This window comes from Nonomuraea solani, from assembly GCF_900108335.1.
GTDB classification, from domain to species: domain Bacteria; phylum Actinomycetota; class Actinomycetes; order Streptosporangiales; family Streptosporangiaceae; genus Nonomuraea; species Nonomuraea solani.
This window is the reverse complement of sequence record NZ_FNVT01000022.1, coordinates 1-18,537: the sequence shown is the minus strand read 5'-3', so window position 1 is coordinate 18,537 and position 18,537 is coordinate 1. Positions and strand designations below refer to the sequence as shown.

The window sequence follows — 18,537 nt, the reverse complement described above, 5'->3', positions numbered from 1 at the left end:
GATGAACCCGATTAACGTCGTCATCGTGGGGTGCGGGCTGATCGCCGGCCGGTGGATCCGCGCCCTGTCGGCCGACCGGCGTGTCACCATCGCGGCCCTGGTCGATGTCGACCGTGAGGCCGCCACCCGCCTCGCCCAGCGCTCCGGCCTGGCCGAGGTGCCGTGGTTCGCGAACCTGGAGTCCGCGCTCGCTGCGAACGGCTCCGGGATCGTCGCGGGGATCGTCGTCAACCTGACGCCCGCCGACCTGCACGCACCGCACACCCAGACCGCCTTGGAGCAAGGGTGGCACGTCTTCACCGAGAAACCCCTCGCGCTGCACCTGGACCAAGCCCGCGACCTGGTGCAACTGGCGCACCGTCGAGAACTGGTGCTCGCCGTGATGAGCAACCGCGGCCACGACCGCAGGTTTCTCGCCTTCCGCGACCTCGTGCACGCGGCAGGAGCGGGCCCCTACACCATCAGCCAGGACATGTTCGTCCGCCTTCCGGCCGCCGGGTTCCGATCCCAGCTGACCTTTCCCGCCGTGGCGGATCTGGCCGTGCACGCCTTCGACCAGATCCAGCAACTCATCCGCGCCGCCCCCGTCTCGGTGCACTGCACCGAGACGCCGCTGCCGTTCCTGGGCGCGCACTGCTCTATCGCCGCCGCGACCGTAGCGTTCGCTGATGGGTCGGTGTTCACCTTCCGGGGCGGCTTCACCGGCAGCCTCACCGGCATGGCCCACCGAACCTGCGCCGACGGACACTGGCGCATCGACCAGCCGGGCATCGGCTGGCAGTGGAACGGCCTGGACACGGTGGCGACCTTCCACGACGTCGACCCCGACCACCCGACCATCACCGCAATGGCCACCCCGCCCGACGGGCACGGCCCCCGCATCACCGCGATGCTCGACGCCGTACACGGCGGGCCGTGCCTGCCCGATGCGCTCGGCTCGATCGCCCTGCTCGATGCCGCGCTGCGCTCCGCCCGCACCGGTCAGCCCACCGACATGACGGAGGCATGGCGGTGACCCCGATGCATGCTGCCGTGGCTGCCCGGCTCACCGAAACGATCGCCAGCGCGGGCATCGTGCTGGACCGCAGCGGGCTGACACTCTTCGGGGCAGGGGCGGACAATATCGTGTTCGCTGGCCACACCCTCGATGGCCGCGCGCTGATCGTCAAAACACCACGGCGCGAAAGACCCCGGTACGGGACCGCAGCCTTCGCCGCCAGGGCCCTGGCCAGACACAGAGTACCGGCGCCGGAGGTCCTCTTCCATGATGCGTCGATCTGCGTCGAGACCCGGTGCCCGGGCGTGCCGCTGACCGGGGCAGAGGGTCTCCTGGACACCTGGGATTCCACCCCGTACCCGGCCATGCTGCGCGCTGCGAAAGAGGCGGGCGCCCTGCTGCGCCGCGCGCACACCATCGCCGTGCACGGCTACGGCCGACTCACCCCCACCGGAAGCGGCCCGCACCACACCCTGCTCGACTCGCTCCTGCCACACCCGGCCCCGCCGGCGATCGCGGCTCCGGCCGGCGGATTGGCGCAGGCGGCCCACCGCGCCGTCTCCGGCCACCTGTGGCGCCTACGCGATGCCGGCCCGCGCCTGCTGGTGGGCGACTGCGCCGCCCGGCACATCTTCCTCAACCCTGCCGACGGCGCGATCAGCGGCTTCATCGACCTGGAGAGCGCCCGGGGCGGCCACCCCCTGGCCGACATCGCCGGATTCAGCGTGCGCGAGCACCCGCAGATGGCCCAGGCATTGCTGCACGGCTACTTCCCCGACGGCGTCGAACTCGACCGGGCATGGGCGCTGACCCTGCACCGCGCCCGCATCGCGAGCAGCCTGCTGCTCTTTCACACCCGCCGCGGTGAGAACGAGCCCGCCCACCGCATCGCCGACTGCCTGGCCGCCGACCTGGCGGCGATCACCTCCCACAGCCCGACCGTCCTGCCCGCCCATCTGTCGTAAGGAGCACGCGTGATGTTGATCCGCACCACATCCGGGCAACGACTGACCGCCGAGAATCGGCCACCTGGCTGCCCGACCCATTCGGCCGGACGGTTCCGGCTGCGCGCCGATGGCAGCAGCCGCTTCGACCGGCACCACCACGACTTCGACGAGTTCTGGTTCGTCATGGCGGGCACCGGGACCATCTCGGTGGGCGAGAGCGTCCTGCAGGTACAGCCTGGCGACATCATCTACACCCCGGCAGACACCGATCACGACGTCCTGGCCGTCACCAGCGTCCAAGACCTGGAGGTGTTCTGGCTGTCCTGGTCCCTGCCGCAGGGTGCCAGCGGCCAGCACCTGCACCGAACCCTCGCCGACGCCGCCAAGCACCTGGTCCCCGCTCAGACGGCGGCGCTATGACCGGCGCGATGACGATGCGGCAGATGACGGTGCCGTTCCCTCGACGTCCCAAGTACGGCGAGACCGAGATCGCGGCCGTGACCTACCTGCTCCGGTCGGGCTCCCTGTCCGAGATCGGCCGGGGACCCGCCTGCGCTGCTCTCGAAGACGCCTTCGCTGCCGCGGCCGGCACCACGCACGCCCTGTCGTTCAACTCCGGTACCGCCTCCCTGCACGCCGCCTTGCACGCCGCCGGCGCGACGCCCGACGCGGGGGTGGCCATGTCGCCGATGACCTGGATTTCCGCGATCACCGTCGCGTTCCACGCCGGCAGCTTCCCCCTCTTCGCCGACCTCACCGAGGACTCGCCGAACCTCGACCCCGCCCAGATCGACCCGGCGAACTGCTCGGCCGTCCTCGTGACCCACGCCTGGGGCGTGCCCGCCGCCCTGCGGGAGTTCACCGGCCTACCGGTCCCGATCGTCGAAGACTGCTCCCACGCCCACGGCGCCCTGTATCAAGGCCGCCCCGTCGGCTCGTGGGGGGCGGCAGGCTGTTTCAGCCTTCAGGAGTCCAAAGCGGTCTCCGGCGGCGAAGGCGGCATCATGACCACCTCCGACAGCGCCCTCTACCAGCGGGCCATGACCGTCGGCCATCACCCCTACCGGCTGGCCGCCGAGCTCACCCACCCGGACCCGCTGCCCCTGGCCGGCGCCTCCTACAAGTTCCGCATCCCCGCCCTGTCCGCGGTGATCGCCCGCGAGCAACTGCGATCCCTGCCCAGCCGCATGAGCGACTCCGCGACCAACCTCACCCTCCTGACCCAGCTCATCGACGCCATGGGCTTGCCGCTCGCCCCGATGGCCGTCCCTGACGGTTCGGTACGCGGCTGGTACGGCACCCCGTTCACCATGCTGCAGCCGGTGCTCGACCCGGACGCCCTGAACGCCGCATGCACGGCAGCACGCCTGCCGGTCCGGGCGCTCTACCCCGACTGGCTGACGACACCCTTGCTGCAGCAACCCGCTGTGATCGAACGCTACTGGCCTCACATGCGCGGCCGGTGGACCCCTCCGGACGTGCGTGACTTCCCCCGCTACCAGCGCTTCCGCCAGCAGACCTTGATCTTGAAGATCCCCGACCTGCCGGTACCCGACTACATGCACCAGCTCGCCGCCGTCCTTGCGACGACGCTGCGCTCCCTGTGAACCGCGAACCCAGGAGGAACTCGATGGCCACCCTCACTATGCGCGCCGCCGTCCTGCACGAGCCCGGCAAGCCGATGTCCATCCACGACGTTCAGCTGCGCGAGCCCGAACACGGCGAAGTACTGATCCGCACCGCCAGCGTCGGCGTGTGCGGCACCGACCTGCACTTCGCCCAGGGCCGCTTCCCCTACCCCACGCCCACCGTGCTCGGCCACGAAGCCAGCGGAGTCGTCGAACAGGTCGGCCCCGGCGTCACCTCGATCCAGGCCGGCGACCGGGTCCTGGTCTGCGACCAGATGCCGTGCGGACGATGCGGCCCATGCCTGTCCGGCCGGATGGTCTACTGCACCGACGTCTCCGCCAAAGTCCGCCAGCGCGGCAGGCTCTGCCTCGACGACCAGCCGCTGCGCCAATATCTGGGCGTGTCCGCCCTGGCCGAGCTCATGCTCGTGGACGCCGCCGGGGTCATCCCCATCCCCGGCGACCTGAGCTTCGCCGCCGCCGCGCTGCTCGGCTGCTGCCTGACGACCGGGGCGGCGACCATCTTCAACACCGCGCGCCTGCGCCCCGGCCAGAGGGTGCTCGTGATCGGCTGCGGCGGGGTCGGCCTGGGCGCGATTCAGGCCGCACGGATCGGCGGCGCCGCCCACATCATCGCCGTCGACCCCGTACCTCACCGCCGTGACGCCGCCGCTGCTCTCGGTGCGACCGCAACCCTCGACCCCACCGACACCTCGACCGGAACTGACGATCTCATCGCCGCCATCATGGCGGCAGGCGGGGAGCGGGGCGTTGACGTCGCGGTCGAGGCCGTCGGTGAACCCGACCTGGCCACGGCCGCGTTCTCCACGCTGGCCCCCGGCGGGCAGGCCATCATCGTCGGGATGATGCCCGCAGGCGGCGACATCCGCCTGCCCGCGTCGCTGCTTCGGCACGGCCGCAGCATGGCCGGATCGGTGATGGGCGAGGTCCGCTCCCGGCATGACATCCCCGCCTACATGCGCATGGTCACAGGCGGCCACCTGGTCGCCGACGAGCTGGCCACCTCGTGCTGGCCGTTGGAGGAGGTCAATACTGCCTTCGAGCACGCCGCCGCCCGCAAAGGAGTCCGAGCGATGATCGAATTCTGAGCGGTTGGCCGGGTGGGTCAGGTACCCGCCGCGAAGGCGTGCTCGACCTCCTGGCGGTGGTCGGTCCACCAGGCCAGGAGCCGCTCGCTGGGGGCCATCAGCGAGTCCGGACCGTGGTCGTCGCGGTCGTAATGGAACTCGAAGATCCAGTAGTCGGACATGCGTTTCCACCACAACCGGTGCACCGCGTCGGCGAGATCAGCGCGCGACACCGGCATCACCGTGCGGTAGCCGCCCACGAAGGCGGCCACACGATCCAGATCGAGGCGACCGAGCTCGCCGCCGAACTGCACCTGCGCGGTCCTGGCCACCTCCTCAGCGAGGGGTTTGACCGCGACCCGGTCCCAGTCGAGCACAGCCGTAACCTTCCCCTTACGGCGCAGCACGTTGCGGTACTGCAGGTCGCCGTGGGTCCAGCCGAATGGTCCGGGAGCCTCGCCCTCGGCCGGAGGGGATGCTCCATGCTTGTCGAGGAGCACTTTGCGTTCTTCCAGCAGCTGCCGGGCCTGTTCGTCGAAGGTGTTCGGCTCGTCAATCGCGCTGATCGCGGTCAACAGCCGGTCGGCCTTGGCTAGCGCCACATCTGGGCTGGTCACTTTCGCGCGGGGTCGGACATCTGCCGTCGGCAGAAGTACGGGTGCTTGATCGCTCAGGGCTTGGTGGAGGCTGGCCACCAGCGCCCCGAAGTCGGCAACCTCGGCGAGCGGTAGGTCGACTCCCTCGATGTGGGTGCCGTGCGCCCACGGGGAGAGCAGATAGTGACGTGAGTCGATCTCCAGCACGGCAGCCCCGTCGCGGGTCTTCACCGGGGCGCAGACCGGAAGCCCGGCCGATGCCAACGCGCCCAGAACCAGCGCATTGCGGCGCGCGGTCTCCGCGGGGACGTCGCGCAACAGCTTGAGCGCGTACGCGCCGGTGACGGTGTCCAGGCGCCAGTTACGGTTCATCAGCCCCTCTGCGAGGAACGTCGCGTCCTGGATCGCGCCCAGCCCGAACTCCTGCCGTACCGTCATCAGGTCCTCGGCGTCCGGCCCGTCACGGAAAACACCCAGTGCCGCTGAAGTCATCACGGCCACGACGGTAGTCAGATTAACCCGAGCATGCACACCCAACATGCAAGGGGCAGCCAACAAGTCCAAGCGCTCTGGGTTGCCAGAGGGGTGGACTAGCGCGGACTCCTCCGAAGCCGCCGGTCACGGCCGGTCTGGCGGAGGTGACCTTGCTGGGTGGTCTGTTCACCGGTACGGGATGCTCTCTGGAGGTGCGGGCTGCTGGTACGCGCCCCGCACCCCTTCGTGATCGTCGATTGCTGAAAGTGCTGCCGGTGGGGGTGAGTGTGTCCTGCTCACAGGAAACGTGGACGTTCACCTGCTGGAACGCCATGGCGCTGCTCGGTTGATCTACTACCTGGCTTCGGCCGCCCAGCCGGGGGATGCCATCGCCGACACGGCCGTCCTCGGGCTCGTCTCCGGAGCCGAGCAGATGTTGATGGCTTGGCGGGACCTTCGCTACAGACACGCTCACGCTGTCGTCGCACACGAACGAAGACAACCCCACGAAAGACGAGCCGCTACCGGCTCACACCGAACGTCGCTCCTCGACGAGCCCCCGCTCACATCAAGAGACGCCCGACAATCAGTGGGCCGATCAGCCGTAGTTCTGAACCCACACCCTGACCGTGTGGGACTTGGGGCTGAGAGTGACGGTGGCCCTCCACTTCTCGCCGGCCCTCGCATCGTGGATACGGGTGTACATCTTCCCGCCCAGGCAGTAGCCGCGGTCGCGCTTCATTTTCATCCACCCACCACCTGGGCCGATACCACTGGGCCCCCATTTCAACAGGGTGGCCGTGGCCGCGGTGCCGTCACCGCCGTTCCAACATTGGGTGACGATCTGCAGGACTTTGGCCTGGCTCTTGATCGCCCCGGTATCGATGCCTCTGGTGTTTCCGCCGCCGTCCCAGATGGTGAACCAGCGGGGCTGGCTCGCCTGCTGGACGGAGACGGCGGCCGTCGTCGTAGTCGCCGCCTGGGCGGCGGGGGCGAGAAGCGTGCCGGCCGTAAGGGCGCCGGCGGCCAGGATCAGTGGTAGACGTCTCATCGTGCTTCCTTTCGCTGGTCGTCGTGGACACGGGAAAGGTAAGGCAGGGCTGGTTGAGTTGTTGTTGAGTCCGGGTTGAGGCCCCGCGCGGTCGTGGTGCTCAGGGTCACGTCCGACGTCGCCCCCAGCGCCGACATCACGATCACCTCCGACCGGCCCTTCGTGAACAGATCGTCGACGCTTCCCGATCAGCGAGGTAAGGCATGACCGCCTGCGATCGCCGACCGACCCGACCGGCTGCGTCGGTTGCGTGCCCGGCGCCATCCCAACGCCGCCCTGATCGACCGCTGGCAAAGGCGCAAGAACCGCACTACACCTGTATGCCTGGCTCTTGTAATGCCCCTCCCTACGCGCGGGGTACAGTGCTAAATGCGTGAACATGTTCACGCGGTGAACATGTTCATGGCCAGGGCCTTGGGATCGAGGCCGGGCAGCAGAAAGCCCCCGGGTTGGGTACCAGCCATTTCCCGGGGACCTCTGCTTAATGGGTGAGCAGGGCCTGGCCTTAAAAGGTCGGGCCCTCTCCGGTTGAGCCACCAGTCTGCCGCGATGAGCGCCGCCCGGATGCCGAGCGCCGCCCATTCCCAGAAGTTCCGGTGCCTCTTGCCGTCATCGTCGTTGTTCATCAGGCCCTTCCTGGTCGGCCCCCTGAACGAGTGGCGCTTGGGGGCGGGGGGCTGTAGACCCCCGTGGGGGTGGGATCTACAGATCCCGGGGAGGATCCCGTTGACGATGAGACATAGCTTATGAGGCGAGCATGTGGGGATGCGCCGTAGCTCGACCTACGCACGGAGCCGTTCGACAGCGGAAAACGCGCAGCCATTTAGCGCCAGAACCGCACGTCAGAAACGCTTCTTACATGCCAGGCGCACGAGTGAAGTGACCTCGGATAACGAGGAATGGGCGCGTCGCGCAACGCGATCACCAGGCGGTTCTGCTGAGGATTGAGGATCATCCGAAAGCCGCGATCAAAGAGCAATTATTGCGTTTTGGTAACGAATCACCTTGGTCAGTGCAGGAAGCGGCCCAGCCCGCCGCCCTGCCACGCCTGGTTGAGCCGGTCGGCGATCGCCTGGTAGGCCGCCTCCTGGTCGCGGGTCAGGACCACGTCCTCAACCGGGTCGACGTCGGCCAGGCGGTCGCGGAGCATCATCGCGTCCGGGTCGTCGGCCTGATCCAGCAGGGCGGCCAGGCGTGCCGCGTACGCGGCCAGATCGGCGGCCGTGGACGTGGCCTGGCCATTCTCCAGCCCATCGCGCACGGCCTCGGGCGCGGCGGGATCGCCGAGCACCCGGGCGGTGGCCTTCATCACCAGGATATTGGTGGTCTCGACGTCAACCAGGCGCAGCGGGGCGTGAGGTCCTGCGGGGCGGGCACGGGCCGGACACCGGGCCAGGGGCTGGCTTCTTCCTTGTCGGCCCGCGCGATCAGCGCCGCCTTGTCCAGCGCGGGCTGCTGGAGCCGGTGGCCGGCCGCCCGGAGTGTGAGCACGGCCATTGCGCCGATGCTGTCGGCGTCCGCGCGGATGGTGGCGAGCGTGGCCCCGGCGGGCAGGAGCCATCAGATCGATGACGAACGAGCCCCCGCCATCCTGCCCTCCGCCTGCCTGCACGAAGATGGCCGGTGGATCTGGGCGCACACCGGCTGGCCGGTGGAGGCGCCCGGTCAGATCGTGGGCCCGCCGCAGGAGTTCGCCCCGGCGCCGGGGCTGCGCTGGCAGGTCGCGGTCTGGCACGACCTCAGGGGCACCGAGGGGAAGGTGCTGGGCGAGGACTACGGCGGCAACACCTCCAACTGGCAGACGGTGGGCTGGTGCTCGACCCGGGACGACGCCCGCCTGATCGCCCGCGCCTACATGCCGCATCGCGACCACTACGCCCGCGCCGACGTCGTCGAGCACGGCACCGATAACGGCGAGGTCTCCCGCACCGTGGACACTTACCTGCCGGACCCGGACGCTCCCGAGCGCCCCCGCCCCGCCACCGCGCCCGGCCCGCGCCCGGCCTCCCCGCACCGATCGGAGATCCCCGAACCCGCCTGGTACCAGCGCCAGGACAACCCGCCGAACTCCTCCCTGATCGTGTGGACCCCCGCTGGCTGGAGGACCCTGATCTGGACCAACTGGCAGACCGGGATCATCGCCCAGGAGCTCGGCATCGGGGCCGGTGGCCCGTACGAGTGGGCGGAGGCGTGGGGGCCCCGGCACCCCGACCGCCACCTGCACGACTGGACCCAGGAAGGCCGCACGCTGACCCACCGGTTCCCCGAGCCCACCTACGAGGAACGCACTCAGTTCATCGACGCCGCGCGCCGCGCCCATGAGGACGCCCTGGTGGACGCGCTCGCCGATCTCCGGCAGGACCGCCCCGATCGGCCACGACCGAACGCGCCGGAGCCAGCACGCCGATGCCGTACGCGGGACCAGGCGCCGGCGAGGTCATCGACTGCAACCGGCTCTATAGGGGTCGTCGTGACGTGGGCGACGCGGGCAGCGCTGGTAATAGCTCGGGTCGACGTTCGCCGAACGCGGGGCGCGGCCTAGGGACGGCTCCCATCCGCCCCAGTGACGGGTGTTGCAATCGTGGCACAAGGGCGCGCGAACGTAGCCGTGCGTGTGACAGTGATCCCAGACCTGGGCGCGGTCGGTCATGCAGCGAAGAACGTGCGGATGTCGTGGACGAGGAGATCGGGTGCCTGGTGGGCGGCGTAGTGGCCGCCCCGGTCGTAGGTGCGCCAGGACACGATGCCGGCGTGGTCGCGCTCCGCACAGGCCCTGATGGCCTGCATGTCGTGCGGGAACTGAGCCAGGGCCAGGGGCGTGGTGGTCGGTCCGTCGGCCGGTGGTTGCCGCTCGTACTCAGCGTACAGCCGCATGGCGGAGGTGGCCGTGCCGGTCAGCCAGTAGATCGTGACGTGGGTGAGGAGGGTGTCGGCGTCCAAGCCGCCCATGGCCTGGCTGTTCCAGGCGAGCAGCCCGACCGGCGAGTCGGTGAGCGCGAAGGCGAGCGTGTGCGGCTGCCGGCCGTGGACGTGAGCGTAGGAACCCGCGTGTCGCTGCAGATGGCGCAGACCGTCCAGAGCAGCCCGATCGTCCGGCGTCAGCTCGCCGAGGTCGGGCTCGACGCTCGGCGGGTAGGACAGCCACTCGCCCTCGGGAAAAGAGAACAGCTGGGTCACGTGCGCCCCGACGACGGCCTCAGGCGCGATCCGGCCCAGTTCGGGGGAGACGTGTGAACCCCAGTCGTTGCCGGCGGCGCCGTAGCGGCGGTAGCCCAGGCGGTCCATCAGGGTCGCCCACGCGCGGGCGATGCGGCGCGGCCCCCAGCCGGTGTCCGGGGTGGGTCCGGACCAGGCGAAACCCGGCAGAGATGGGATCACCAGGTCGAACGCCACCTCAGGAGACAGGCCGTGCGCCCGCGGATCGGTCAGCGGACCGATCACGTCCAGGAACTCCGCCACGGAGCCCGGCCAGCCATGGCTGCAGATCAGCGGCAGCGCGTGCGGCTCCGGCGAGCGGACGTGCAGGAAATGCACCCGTGTGCCGTCGATCGTCGTGGTGAACTGCGGGTACCGGTTGAGCCGGTCCTCCCAGACGCGCCAGTCGTAGGCGTCGCGCCAGTGTTCCGCCAGCTGCTGTATCCGGGCGCGGGGAACGCCGTACCCGTCGGCCGCGCCGGCCGGCTCGGGCGCCCAGCGCGCCTTGGCCAGGCGTTCACGCAGGTCGGCCAGTTCGCTGTCGGGGACGCGGATCGTGAAGGGGAAGAGTTCCTGGCCCGTCCGCGGCTCCACTAGCTGCCCTCCAGGATCTGGGCGACCTCCCAGACGTTGCCGTCGGGATCCGCGAATGCGGCCGTGCGCCGTCGCCACGGGCGGTCCATCGGGCCGTTGAGCAGGCGTACGCCGTGCTGCTCCAGCTCCGCGCAGACGCCGTCCACGTTCGCCACCCGGATCGTGAACAGCGCCCGGACGCCGGACCTGGCGCCGGCCACCGTGGCCGGTTCGACCAGTTCGGGTGCCTGCTCACGCCGCAGCAGGTTGAGCATCATCGGGCCGAGCCGGACGACAGCCGACTCGTCGTCGTGGTAGACGACCTCCAGGCCGAAGACGCCGACGTAGAACTCCTGCGCCGCGGCGAGATCTTCGACGAAGAGGGTGACGACTTCTATCTCGTTCAGTGCTTTGATCATGATGAATCTTCCTCTGTTCAGATCTGCCGGCGGAGCCAGTCCAGGCCCTCTTCGGCGTGGCCGGTGATGGTGAAGTGGCTGTCGTCAGCGCGGAGCCGCAGTTCGGCGGTAGGGCAGTGGGCCGCCAGCCATGTCCCGTGGGAGGCGGGAACGATCCGGTCAGCGGCGCCGTGCAGGAGCAGGACGGGCGCGCTGATGGTGCCGGGGTCGCAGCCCCAAGCATGGGTGTAGGAGACGTCGTCGTCGATCTGACCGTAGGGGTCGGCGGCCAGAGCCGGCTCGCCCATCTTCCCCAGCCAGCCCCACGATCCCTCGAAGAAGGCCAGATCGGCCGCGGTGAACTCGCAGTCGTAGGCGAAACCCGACTCCTGCAGCGCCGCCCGCGCCTCGCGGCCCGCCGCCGCCGTTCCGAGGGCGGCCACCCCGGACGGGACCATCCCGGCGAACCAGTCAAGCCCGTCCGCGCCGTACGGGGCGATACCGGCCAGGCTCAGCACCGCCTGGACACGATCACGCAGGACGGCGGCGCACCCCAGAGGGTACGTCCCGCCGCCGGAGTACCCCACGACGGCGAACCGGCCGATGCCGAGCGTGTCCGCGACGGCTGCCGCGTCGGCGGCGAGCGAGGCGACGGTGCGCCCCGGCGCGAGGGCGGACCGGCCGTAGCCAGGCCGATCGAACGACACCCAGCGCAACCCCAGCCTGCCGGCCGCGGCGAAGAGCGGCTCGGGAGGCGAGCCCAGGTTGGGGGTGCCGTGATGCCACAGAACCGGCGGCAGCTCGCTCCCCGCAGGGGCCGTGTCGTACACATGCAGCGTGCGGCCCGCGGCCACCTCAACGTCCAGTTGGATCATGACGTGACGTCAGCGCCCGCGCCCTCAGGACCGCGGGCGGTAGTACAGCAGGACGTTGCCGGACTGGAACGGGCGCACCCGCATCAGCTCCAGCGGCACCGTCCCGGCTCCGGCGAACAGCGTGGCGCCTCCGTCCAGGATGATCGGATTGACCATCAGACGCACCTCGTCGACGAGGTGCGCGCGCAGCAGGGCGGCGGTGAGGGTGGAGCTGCCGAGGACCGCGAGGTCCTTGCCCGGGGTGTGCTTGACCTCCGCCAGCTTCTCCACCGAGGTCAACGCGACGGACGAGCCCGCCCAGGAGACCGTCTCCAGCGTGTCGGAGACGACGAGCTTGGCCAGGCGGTTCATCCGGTCGGCGATGCGCCGGTCGAATTGCGCGCCGAGATCGCCCGTCCAGTAGGCGGCCAGCTCGGTGTAGGTGGTGCGGCCGAGCACGAGCGTGTCGACCTCGTCGAGCTGCTCGACCGAATAGTCGGCGAACTCCTGCCCGAAGGTCTGCCAGCCGAGCCCGCCGTCGGGGTCGGCGTGATAGCCGTCGGCGCTGATCGCCATGAAGGAGAACATCTTCCGCATATCACTACTCCACGCACAAAGTTGGGGAAGTACCTGCTGCGATCCACCCTGGCGGCAGACCGTGCCGAAGGGAACGCCGCATCCCGCATGACACTTGTGCGGGATGTGCAGAACCGCAGGCCGGATGCCCGATCATGGGGAGGTGAGCGATCAAATCCCCCGCGGACAAGCGCCGGACAGCCTGGAGCTGAGGCATCTGCGCGCCTTCGTCGTGGTGGCCCAGGAGCTCAACTTCAGCCGCGCCGCCGCCCGCCTGTTCGTGTCGCAGTCCACGCTCAGCCGCCAGATCGCCGCGCTCGAACGCAGCCTCGGCTGCCTGCTGCTGCGCCGCTCCACCCAGAACGTCGCCCTCACGCCCGCCGGGCGGACCCTGCTCGACCGGGTGCCGGCCGTGCTCGACGACATCGACGACGTGGTCAGGGCCACCCGCTCGACCGGCGGGGAACTGGCCGAGCACATCCGGCGGCTCGGCGATCAGTTCACCGACCTGACCTACGCCGACGTGGACGCGCTGCGCGCCGCCGCCGAACGGCACTACGCGCTGATGCCGCTCGTGCCCGAGATCGCCGTCACCCCGGCCAACGCCGGCGGCGTGCCGGGGCTCGTGGCCAGCCCGGCCGAACCCGGTCGGGCCTGGGTCCTGCTGCTGCACGGCGGCACCTACACCAGCGGATCGGCGTTCGGGTTCCGGTCTCTGGCTGGGGCGCTGGCCGACGCCATCCGCGGGCGGGTACTCACCCCCGACTACCGACTGGCGCCCGAACACCGGTTTCCGGCCGCTCTCGACGACGTCCACGCCGCCTACACCTGGCTGCTCGGCCAGGGTGCCGCGCCGCCCGACGTCGTGCTGGCCGGCGATACCTCCGGTGCCGGTCTCGCACTCTCCCTGCTCCTGCGGCTCAAAGAGCACGGCGAGTCGCTGCCCGCCGGGTCGGTGTTGTTCACGCCGTACGTCGACCTCAACGCCGCAGCCCCGACGAGCCTGCCCGATGTCCCCGCGCCGAGCGCCACCCGCCAGGGCGCCGCCTGGGGCATCGCCCGCTACCTCGACGGGCACCCGCTCGACGATCCCCTTCTCGATCCGCTGCACGCCGACCTGCGCGGGCTGCCGCCCATGCTCATCCAGGCGGCAGCGGGTGACGAAGGTCTCCCCGACGCGGAACGGCTGGCCGAGCACGCGCGAGCCCAGGGCGTCGACGTACGGCTGGAGATCTATCCGGTGGCCGCCCAGAGCTTTCAGCTGTACTGGTCGTTCCTTCCGGAGGCCGCCGACGCCATGACCCAGATAGGCGACTTCGTCCGAATCGTGACCGCCTCCACAGGAGGAAGTTAGGTCCCAGGCCAGACGGGTGCCGGGCGGTTCTCCGTCCATGATCACGCTCCCGCTCTTTGTTGCCCTTGCAGACGATGCGCAGCGACCGCTCGCCGGGGTCGTAGCGCTCGCGCCGGGCGCCGGCCAGTTCGGCGGCGACGTTGCGCCCGGCCGGGACACGCGAGCCTTTGACGCCCTGGACATCCTGGACGCGCTGCAACGGGCGAAGTCATCGAGCCGCCGCGCCCGCCGCATCGGGATCGGTGCTGGTCTTGTCGTCATGGTCGCGGAGCATGCGCAGGACGGTCGCCGCCGAGGGGGTGCCGTCCTTTCCGCTTGCCTGTGGTGATGACCAGGCGTGCGGCGATGTCGGATCGTTCTCGGCGCCAACGGCTGCCTGCACGTTCCTCACCCCGCGAGAGGTCATCGGCGTTTGCTGTGCTTGGCCAGGAGGTCGGCCAGCCGGTCCTGCAGGGTGCGTTCCGGTGGGGCGGGGACGTCGGCGGTGCGTGCGGGGCCGGCGGCGCTGGCCACGGGGTCGAGGAACGAGAGGACAGCCATTAGCGCTGAGATGGATCATTGTGCAGATGGTCACCGCGACCTGCGGAAACGCTCAAGATCGCGCTATTGGGCCAGCCCATCCCGCCACCTTCGAGCCGGAAGCTGACTCAGCGCCGTTGGTTGTGTATCGCCCTGACCTGCTAGAACAGCCCGTATCGCTAATGGCTGTCCCGTCGTTCCTCGACCCCGAGGTCCGCCGAGCTCTCACTCCATGTCGCGGGAAGCGAGCCGTTCGGCCAGCAACGGATGCCGGAAGCGATAGGAGGCGCCGTTGCGGCTCAGGACGCCTTTGTCGCAGGCCTCGTCCAGGAATCCGATGAATGTCCACGGCAGCAGGCCCCGGGCCGCCAGCAGCGTGCGTTCCAGTTTCGCGATGCCGTACCTGCTCTGCGCCGCCGCCACCGTGATGCCCGCGGTGAGGCCGTAGGTGAAGAACGTGCTCACCGCGGCGATGACGCCGATCAGCGGCCGGTGCGTACCCGCCGTCGCCCGTACGCCGACCGCGAGGCTGATCGCCGCGGCGATGCCCAGCGTGCACCACAGGAACGTGCGGCGGTCGAGCTGGAGCAGGCGGCGCGGCACCATGACGTCCCGTTCGGTGGCCGACGGGCCCTGGGCGCCGAAGGCCAGGGCCGTAGCGAGCGTGGCCGACAGCCAGATGAACGGAAGCCAGACTACGCTGATCCGGGTGAAGGCGGCCGCGGCCGCCGCCGTTCCGCCGAGGGCCGCGCCGCCGAGCAGCCCGTACCAGGAGGCCCGCAGGCCGATCGACGGCCATCTGCGCCGGGAGATCTCCGTCGACACCTTGCCGGCCAGGGCGGCGGTCGCGCCGCAGAGGAACCCGAAGGCCAGGCCGCCGATCAGCGCCATCACGACCAGCGCGTACACGCCGGCCTCGACCACCGGGACGGTGCCGCCGCTCACCGCGGCCCGCGCCTGCGCGGGGGAGCGGAGCAGCCAATACAGGACGAGAGCCGCGAAACCTATGAAGACCACGACGGCGTTGGCCCAGCCCGCAGAGGTGGCGAACAGCACGGTGAGCGCGATCGCCGCCAGGACGGCCGGCGCGGCGGCACGTACCCGGTCCAGGAGCGAGAACCACATGCGCGGGGAGGGATCCTTTGCGGTGTAGTGGAGAGTGAGCCACACGATGAAGCCGGCCGCGATGCCGTCGGCCAGGCCGCGCGCCCATCCGTCGTGCACGTCGCCCTTCGCGGTGTGCGCCAGCACGCCAAACGCCGCCGCGGCCAGCGCCATCGCGACGCTCCAGATCCACGGCCGAAGCCGCGGGGCCGGGCGCCCCCGTACGATCATCGCGACCGCCCACACGGCGAGCCCGATCGCGAGGCCGTCGGCGGGCGCCAGCAGCCAGCCATGGGACGCGTGCGGACGGAACCCGTCCGCCCAGGCGTTGACCAGGGCAACCAGCCCGCCCGCGACCAGCCACGGCATCGGCGGCCGAGGCGGGGTAAGCACGCGCGCGTCCGCACGGACCGGGCTGATCCGCAGGGCGCCGGCGGCGAGCAGCGCCGCCAGGGTCCCCGTCGCGATCCAGCCGTTGACGTCCTGGTCCCAGCCGCTGACGAACCCGTCGGCAAACCCGGCGACGAAGCCCTGCGTGAGGTTCGCGGGCAGCGGGAGCAGCCTGATCGCCGCCGCGACGGCGGCCGCGGCCGCCCCGAAGAGCAGGGCGTACGCCGTACCGGTCCGTTTCAGCTCCAGGGGCCGCCAGCTGAACCCGCCGGCCAGGCCCGCGGTGATCCCGAGCTCGTAACCGCCGCTGATCGAGCCGGCGATGTAGACCCCGAGCGCGGCCATGACCGCCGCCCGCCCGCTGCCCGACACGAACAGGACGAAGCCGTAGCAGAGCACCCCCGCCGCCCCGATCCGCAGGCCGTGGGCCAGGCCGACCTCGGCGCTGTCGAACACCCACCGGTTGAGCATCCCCGTTGAGAAGGCCGTCCAGCAGAAGACCAGGAGCGGCGCGAGCACGGTGACCGTGACGCGCCGCCACGTGGGCGGCAGGCGCAGCGAGCCGAGGTCCCACCAGGTGATGTCCGGCCTTGCGACACGGTCTCCCGGCGGATCGGCGAGCTGGGTCAGCCATCGCCGCGCCGCGTCCGGGCGTTCCGGGAACTTCGCCGCGATATATCCGTCGAGCAGATAGCCGGGAACGTCGGGCTTGCCGCGTAACTCCGTCGGTTCAGGGCTCCCGTCGCCGCCGGGGTTGTAGACGCTGTCGGCGAGCACCGCCATCAGCGGCGTGTCGAACTCCCGCGCCAGCTCGGGCTCGCGCAAGATCTCCCAGCGCCCGCTTCGGGTGGAGTTCTGTTCGAGGTAGTCGATGATCTCATCTACCTTCTGTGCCCTGAGCTCCACGCCCTGGGCGCCGGCCAGGTGACGCACGGTGGTGTTCTTCGGATGGACGGCCGTGCGGAAGTCGTCGGTACGGCTGGTGAGCAGGACGTTGCGCAGGACGTACGACTCGACGTTGAGCCGGTCCAGGGCCTGGCGGCGGTTCACGGGCGGCAGCTCGTCGAAGCCGTCGAGGATGAGGGCGATGCGACGGGCCTTCAGCAGGGCCACGGCGAGCGTGCCGGTGTCCGGTCCGGCCGGGGACCTGCCGAGAAACGGATAGGTCGCGATCAGCCAGTTCTCCAGCCATTCCTCGAGTTCGGTCTGGTGCGGATTCCACGAACTGATCGGCACCAGCACAGGCACCTCCGGCGGCGCGGGTTCACGGCGCAGCAGGGAAAGCATGAGGTCGATCAGCAGTTCGGTCTTCCCCGAGCCGGGCGGACCGAGAATGACGAGCCTCCCGGCGGGCGTTCTGTCGATCCATACGAGGCTGAGCTGCTTGCCGTCGCCGCGCCGTCTTCGCCACTGTTCGTACACGTCACTACTTTTCGGTGCCCGGTCGAAACGCCGTGACCAGGCGAGGGATTGTTCGAAGCTTTCGAACAGTTCCGAGACGGCGCTCCTCCATTTGATCGGCAGCCGGCGCATCTCGGCCAGCCGGAGGGTGTTGGCCTCGCGTTCCCACTGGACCGTCACGGCGTGACGCAGGACTTCCGTGGCCTCGTCCACTTTCATCGGCTCATTGCCGGGTGCGGAGGCGCGATATTGGGCGACGATCAGGAGTACGGTCAGCACCGTGGTCACCGTCCAGGTCAGCGCGGTCCACCCCGGAGATTCGTGTGTCACGGTCGAGGTCGCCAGATTCGCCGCCATCCCCGCCAGCGGAGCCACGATGATCCCGGTGAGACCCGCTCTGGCCACCTGCCGCCCCGGCGTATTTCGCCCCATGACAGAACAGCACCATCCGGCCGTGGTGAGAACAACCGAGTTTGCCATTCTGCTTGGGTCTGTCCGGGGACAGCGGAATGGATGTGTGGCACGCTTTGCTGCCGTAGCAAAGCGGTGAAAGGTCGTCCACCTCGCAGATCCGTCGGCACTCGGCCGCCGCTCTTGAACGGATCTGGGTCACCGTCGGCTGGCCACCTCGGGCCAGCATCACGGTATGGCGCCCCTACGAGACCTTCGACACCGTGCGCCAGGAAGCGCTGCTGGAAGCCGCCGCGACCGCGCTGGACCTCATCCGGACCGGAAAGATCACCGCGCGCGGCAGCCTCGGCCCGCTGCTGACCCGAGGTCGAGGAACGATGGGACAGCCATTAGCGGTATGGGCTGTTCTAGCAGGTCAGGGCGATACACAACCAACGGCGCTGAGTCAGCTTCCGGCTCGAAGGTGGCGGGATGGGCTGGCCCAATAGCGCGATCTTGAGCGTTTCCGCAGGTCGCGGTGACCATCTGCACAATGATCCATCTCAGCGCTAATGGCTGTCCTCTCGTTCCTCGACCCCGGGGAAGTCCCAGAGTTCATGCGAACTGAAGGTTCATCCGATGGAACTGAAGGTTCTTCATCCCTCATGGACCGTTTCGACCCGTGGGTTCGTCGCGCCTGGCGGGGTCTTGCTCTTCAGCTGCGGTGGCCAGGAGAACGCGGGCGTTCTCGGCGTAGCGGATAGCGGTCTTGGGGTCGAGGCCGAACACTGCGGCGAGGTGGAGCGGGTCCGGGCCGTGTGTGAGGGCTTCCTCAAGCTGCCGATCAACGCGAAGGCGTTCGAGCGTCGCAGCCTGACCGCGGAGCTTCTTGGCGAAGTAGATCTTGGAGACCGGGCCGGTGCCGAGGGCACTCAGCTGATTGATCAGCAAGTGGGGATTGGCTGTGTTCGGCCAGCGGGTGCGCCGATAGTCGAGCCATTC

20 protein-coding genes and 1 pseudogene are annotated in these 18,537 nt (G+C 69.7%); 8 read left to right on the top strand and 13 right to left on the bottom strand.

Going from position 1 to position 18,537, the window contains the following annotated elements:
* Position 1 precedes the first annotated feature (1 nt).
* Genes C4V41_RS48545 through C4V41_RS48525 form a run of 5 tightly spaced genes read left to right on the top strand, consistent with a single transcriptional unit; the run spans position 2 to position 4,681 of the window.
* On the top strand, positions 2-1,015 hold the full coding sequence (locus C4V41_RS48545; RefSeq protein WP_160150651.1) for a Gfo/Idh/MocA family protein: 1,014 nt from the start codon (positions 2-4) through the stop codon (positions 1,013-1,015).
* A 5-nt stretch (positions 1,016-1,020) separates the two neighbouring features.
* Positions 1,021-1,962, top strand: a complete 942-nt coding sequence (locus C4V41_RS48540; protein ID WP_160150650.1) for a phosphotransferase family protein — start codon at positions 1,021-1,023, stop codon at positions 1,960-1,962.
* Positions 1,963-1,974: 12 nt separating this feature from the next.
* Positions 1,975-2,364, top strand: coding sequence for a cupin domain-containing protein (locus tag C4V41_RS48535; protein ID WP_103962854.1), 390 nt, complete (start codon positions 1,975-1,977; stop codon positions 2,362-2,364).
* A gap of 8 nt (positions 2,365-2,372) precedes the next feature.
* Positions 2,373-3,551 carry a DegT/DnrJ/EryC1/StrS family aminotransferase gene (locus tag C4V41_RS48530; protein ID WP_160150649.1) on the top strand — a complete coding sequence of 393 codons (1,179 nt, stop codon included), beginning with the start codon at positions 2,373-2,375 and terminating at the stop codon, positions 3,549-3,551.
* A gap of 23 nt (positions 3,552-3,574) precedes the next feature.
* Complete coding sequence (locus tag C4V41_RS48525) at positions 3,575-4,681, top strand: zinc-binding dehydrogenase (RefSeq protein WP_103962852.1); 1,107 nt, start codon at positions 3,575-3,577, stop codon at positions 4,679-4,681.
* Positions 4,682-4,698: 17 nt separating this feature from the next.
* Here the strand turns inward: C4V41_RS48525 and C4V41_RS48520 are convergent, their stop codons facing one another.
* The 5 genes from C4V41_RS48520 to C4V41_RS61220 form a co-directional block, all read right to left on the bottom strand.
* Positions 4,699-5,748, bottom strand: a complete 1,050-nt coding sequence (locus C4V41_RS48520) for a phosphotransferase (protein WP_235030870.1) — start codon at positions 5,746-5,748, stop codon at positions 4,699-4,701.
* Positions 5,749-6,328: 580 nt separating this feature from the next.
* Complete coding sequence (locus C4V41_RS48515) at positions 6,329-6,781, bottom strand: hypothetical protein (RefSeq protein ID WP_103962850.1); 453 nt, start codon at positions 6,779-6,781, stop codon at positions 6,329-6,331.
* Positions 6,782-7,164: 383 nt separating this feature from the next.
* Positions 7,165-7,407 carry a hypothetical protein gene (locus C4V41_RS61225; protein ID WP_146104063.1) on the bottom strand — a complete coding sequence of 81 codons (243 nt, stop codon included), beginning with the start codon at positions 7,405-7,407 and terminating at the stop codon, positions 7,165-7,167.
* A 383-nt stretch (positions 7,408-7,790) separates the two neighbouring features.
* On the bottom strand, positions 7,791-8,090 hold the full coding sequence (locus C4V41_RS48505; protein ID WP_103962848.1) for a hypothetical protein: 300 nt from the start codon (positions 8,088-8,090) through the stop codon (positions 7,791-7,793).
* The gene (locus tag C4V41_RS61220) at positions 8,090-8,278 is read right to left on the bottom strand and encodes a hypothetical protein (RefSeq protein ID WP_146104062.1); all 189 of its coding nucleotides are present in this window, start codon (positions 8,276-8,278) and stop codon (positions 8,090-8,092) included. Before C4V41_RS61220 ends, C4V41_RS48505 begins: the two co-directional genes overlap by 1 nt.
* A 7-nt stretch (positions 8,279-8,285) precedes the next feature.
* Between C4V41_RS61220 and C4V41_RS61215 the strand changes: the two genes are divergently transcribed.
* Complete coding sequence (locus C4V41_RS61215) at positions 8,286-9,323, top strand: hypothetical protein (protein ID WP_146104061.1); 1,038 nt, start codon at positions 8,286-8,288, stop codon at positions 9,321-9,323.
* 27 nt (positions 9,324-9,350) lie between these two features.
* Here the strand turns inward: C4V41_RS61215 and C4V41_RS66295 are convergent.
* The 5 genes and pseudogenes from C4V41_RS66295 to C4V41_RS48475 all read right to left on the bottom strand — a co-directional run.
* Positions 9,351-9,431, bottom strand: a pseudogene (locus tag C4V41_RS66295) (endonuclease domain-containing protein); the annotation flags it as partial.
* Positions 9,428-10,570, bottom strand: coding sequence for an epoxide hydrolase family protein (locus C4V41_RS48490; protein WP_103962845.1), 1,143 nt, complete (start codon positions 10,568-10,570; stop codon positions 9,428-9,430). The gene C4V41_RS48490 and the pseudogene C4V41_RS66295, both read right to left, overlap by 4 nt.
* The gene (locus C4V41_RS48485) at positions 10,570-10,968 is read right to left on the bottom strand and encodes a VOC family protein (RefSeq protein WP_103962844.1); all 399 of its coding nucleotides are present in this window, start codon (positions 10,966-10,968) and stop codon (positions 10,570-10,572) included. Before C4V41_RS48485 ends, C4V41_RS48490 begins: the two co-directional genes overlap by 1 nt.
* A 17-nt stretch (positions 10,969-10,985) precedes the next feature.
* A complete protein-coding gene (locus C4V41_RS48480; RefSeq protein WP_103962843.1) occupies positions 10,986-11,822 on the bottom strand; it encodes an alpha/beta fold hydrolase in 837 nt (278 codons plus the stop codon).
* Positions 11,823-11,846: 24 nt separating this feature from the next.
* Positions 11,847-12,398 (bottom strand): dihydrofolate reductase family protein, encoded by a 552-nt coding sequence (locus tag C4V41_RS48475; RefSeq protein ID WP_103962842.1) that lies wholly within the window; start codon positions 12,396-12,398, stop codon positions 11,847-11,849.
* 142 nt (positions 12,399-12,540) lie between these two features.
* Here C4V41_RS48475 and C4V41_RS48470 point away from each other — a divergent pair, with 142 nt between their 5' ends.
* Positions 12,541-13,731, top strand: coding sequence for an alpha/beta hydrolase fold domain-containing protein (locus C4V41_RS48470; protein WP_200824759.1), 1,191 nt, complete (start codon positions 12,541-12,543; stop codon positions 13,729-13,731).
* 37 nt (positions 13,732-13,768) lie between these two features.
* Complete coding sequence (locus tag C4V41_RS48465) at positions 13,769-14,059, top strand: hypothetical protein (protein ID WP_146104060.1); 291 nt, start codon at positions 13,769-13,771, stop codon at positions 14,057-14,059.
* A 74-nt stretch (positions 14,060-14,133) separates the two neighbouring features.
* Here the strand turns inward: C4V41_RS48465 and C4V41_RS62420 are convergent, their stop codons facing one another.
* The 3 genes from C4V41_RS62420 to C4V41_RS62415 form a co-directional block, all read right to left on the bottom strand.
* Positions 14,134-14,271 carry a hypothetical protein gene (locus tag C4V41_RS62420; protein WP_160150648.1) on the bottom strand — a complete coding sequence of 46 codons (138 nt, stop codon included), beginning with the start codon at positions 14,269-14,271 and terminating at the stop codon, positions 14,134-14,136.
* A 204-nt stretch (positions 14,272-14,475) separates the two neighbouring features.
* Positions 14,476-17,577, bottom strand: coding sequence for an NACHT domain-containing protein (locus C4V41_RS48460; RefSeq protein WP_160150647.1), 3,102 nt, complete (start codon positions 17,575-17,577; stop codon positions 14,476-14,478).
* 621 nt (positions 17,578-18,198) lie between these two features.
* Positions 18,199-18,537: hypothetical protein (locus tag C4V41_RS62415; RefSeq protein ID WP_200824758.1), on the bottom strand; the 339-nt coding region annotated here is incomplete at its 5' end.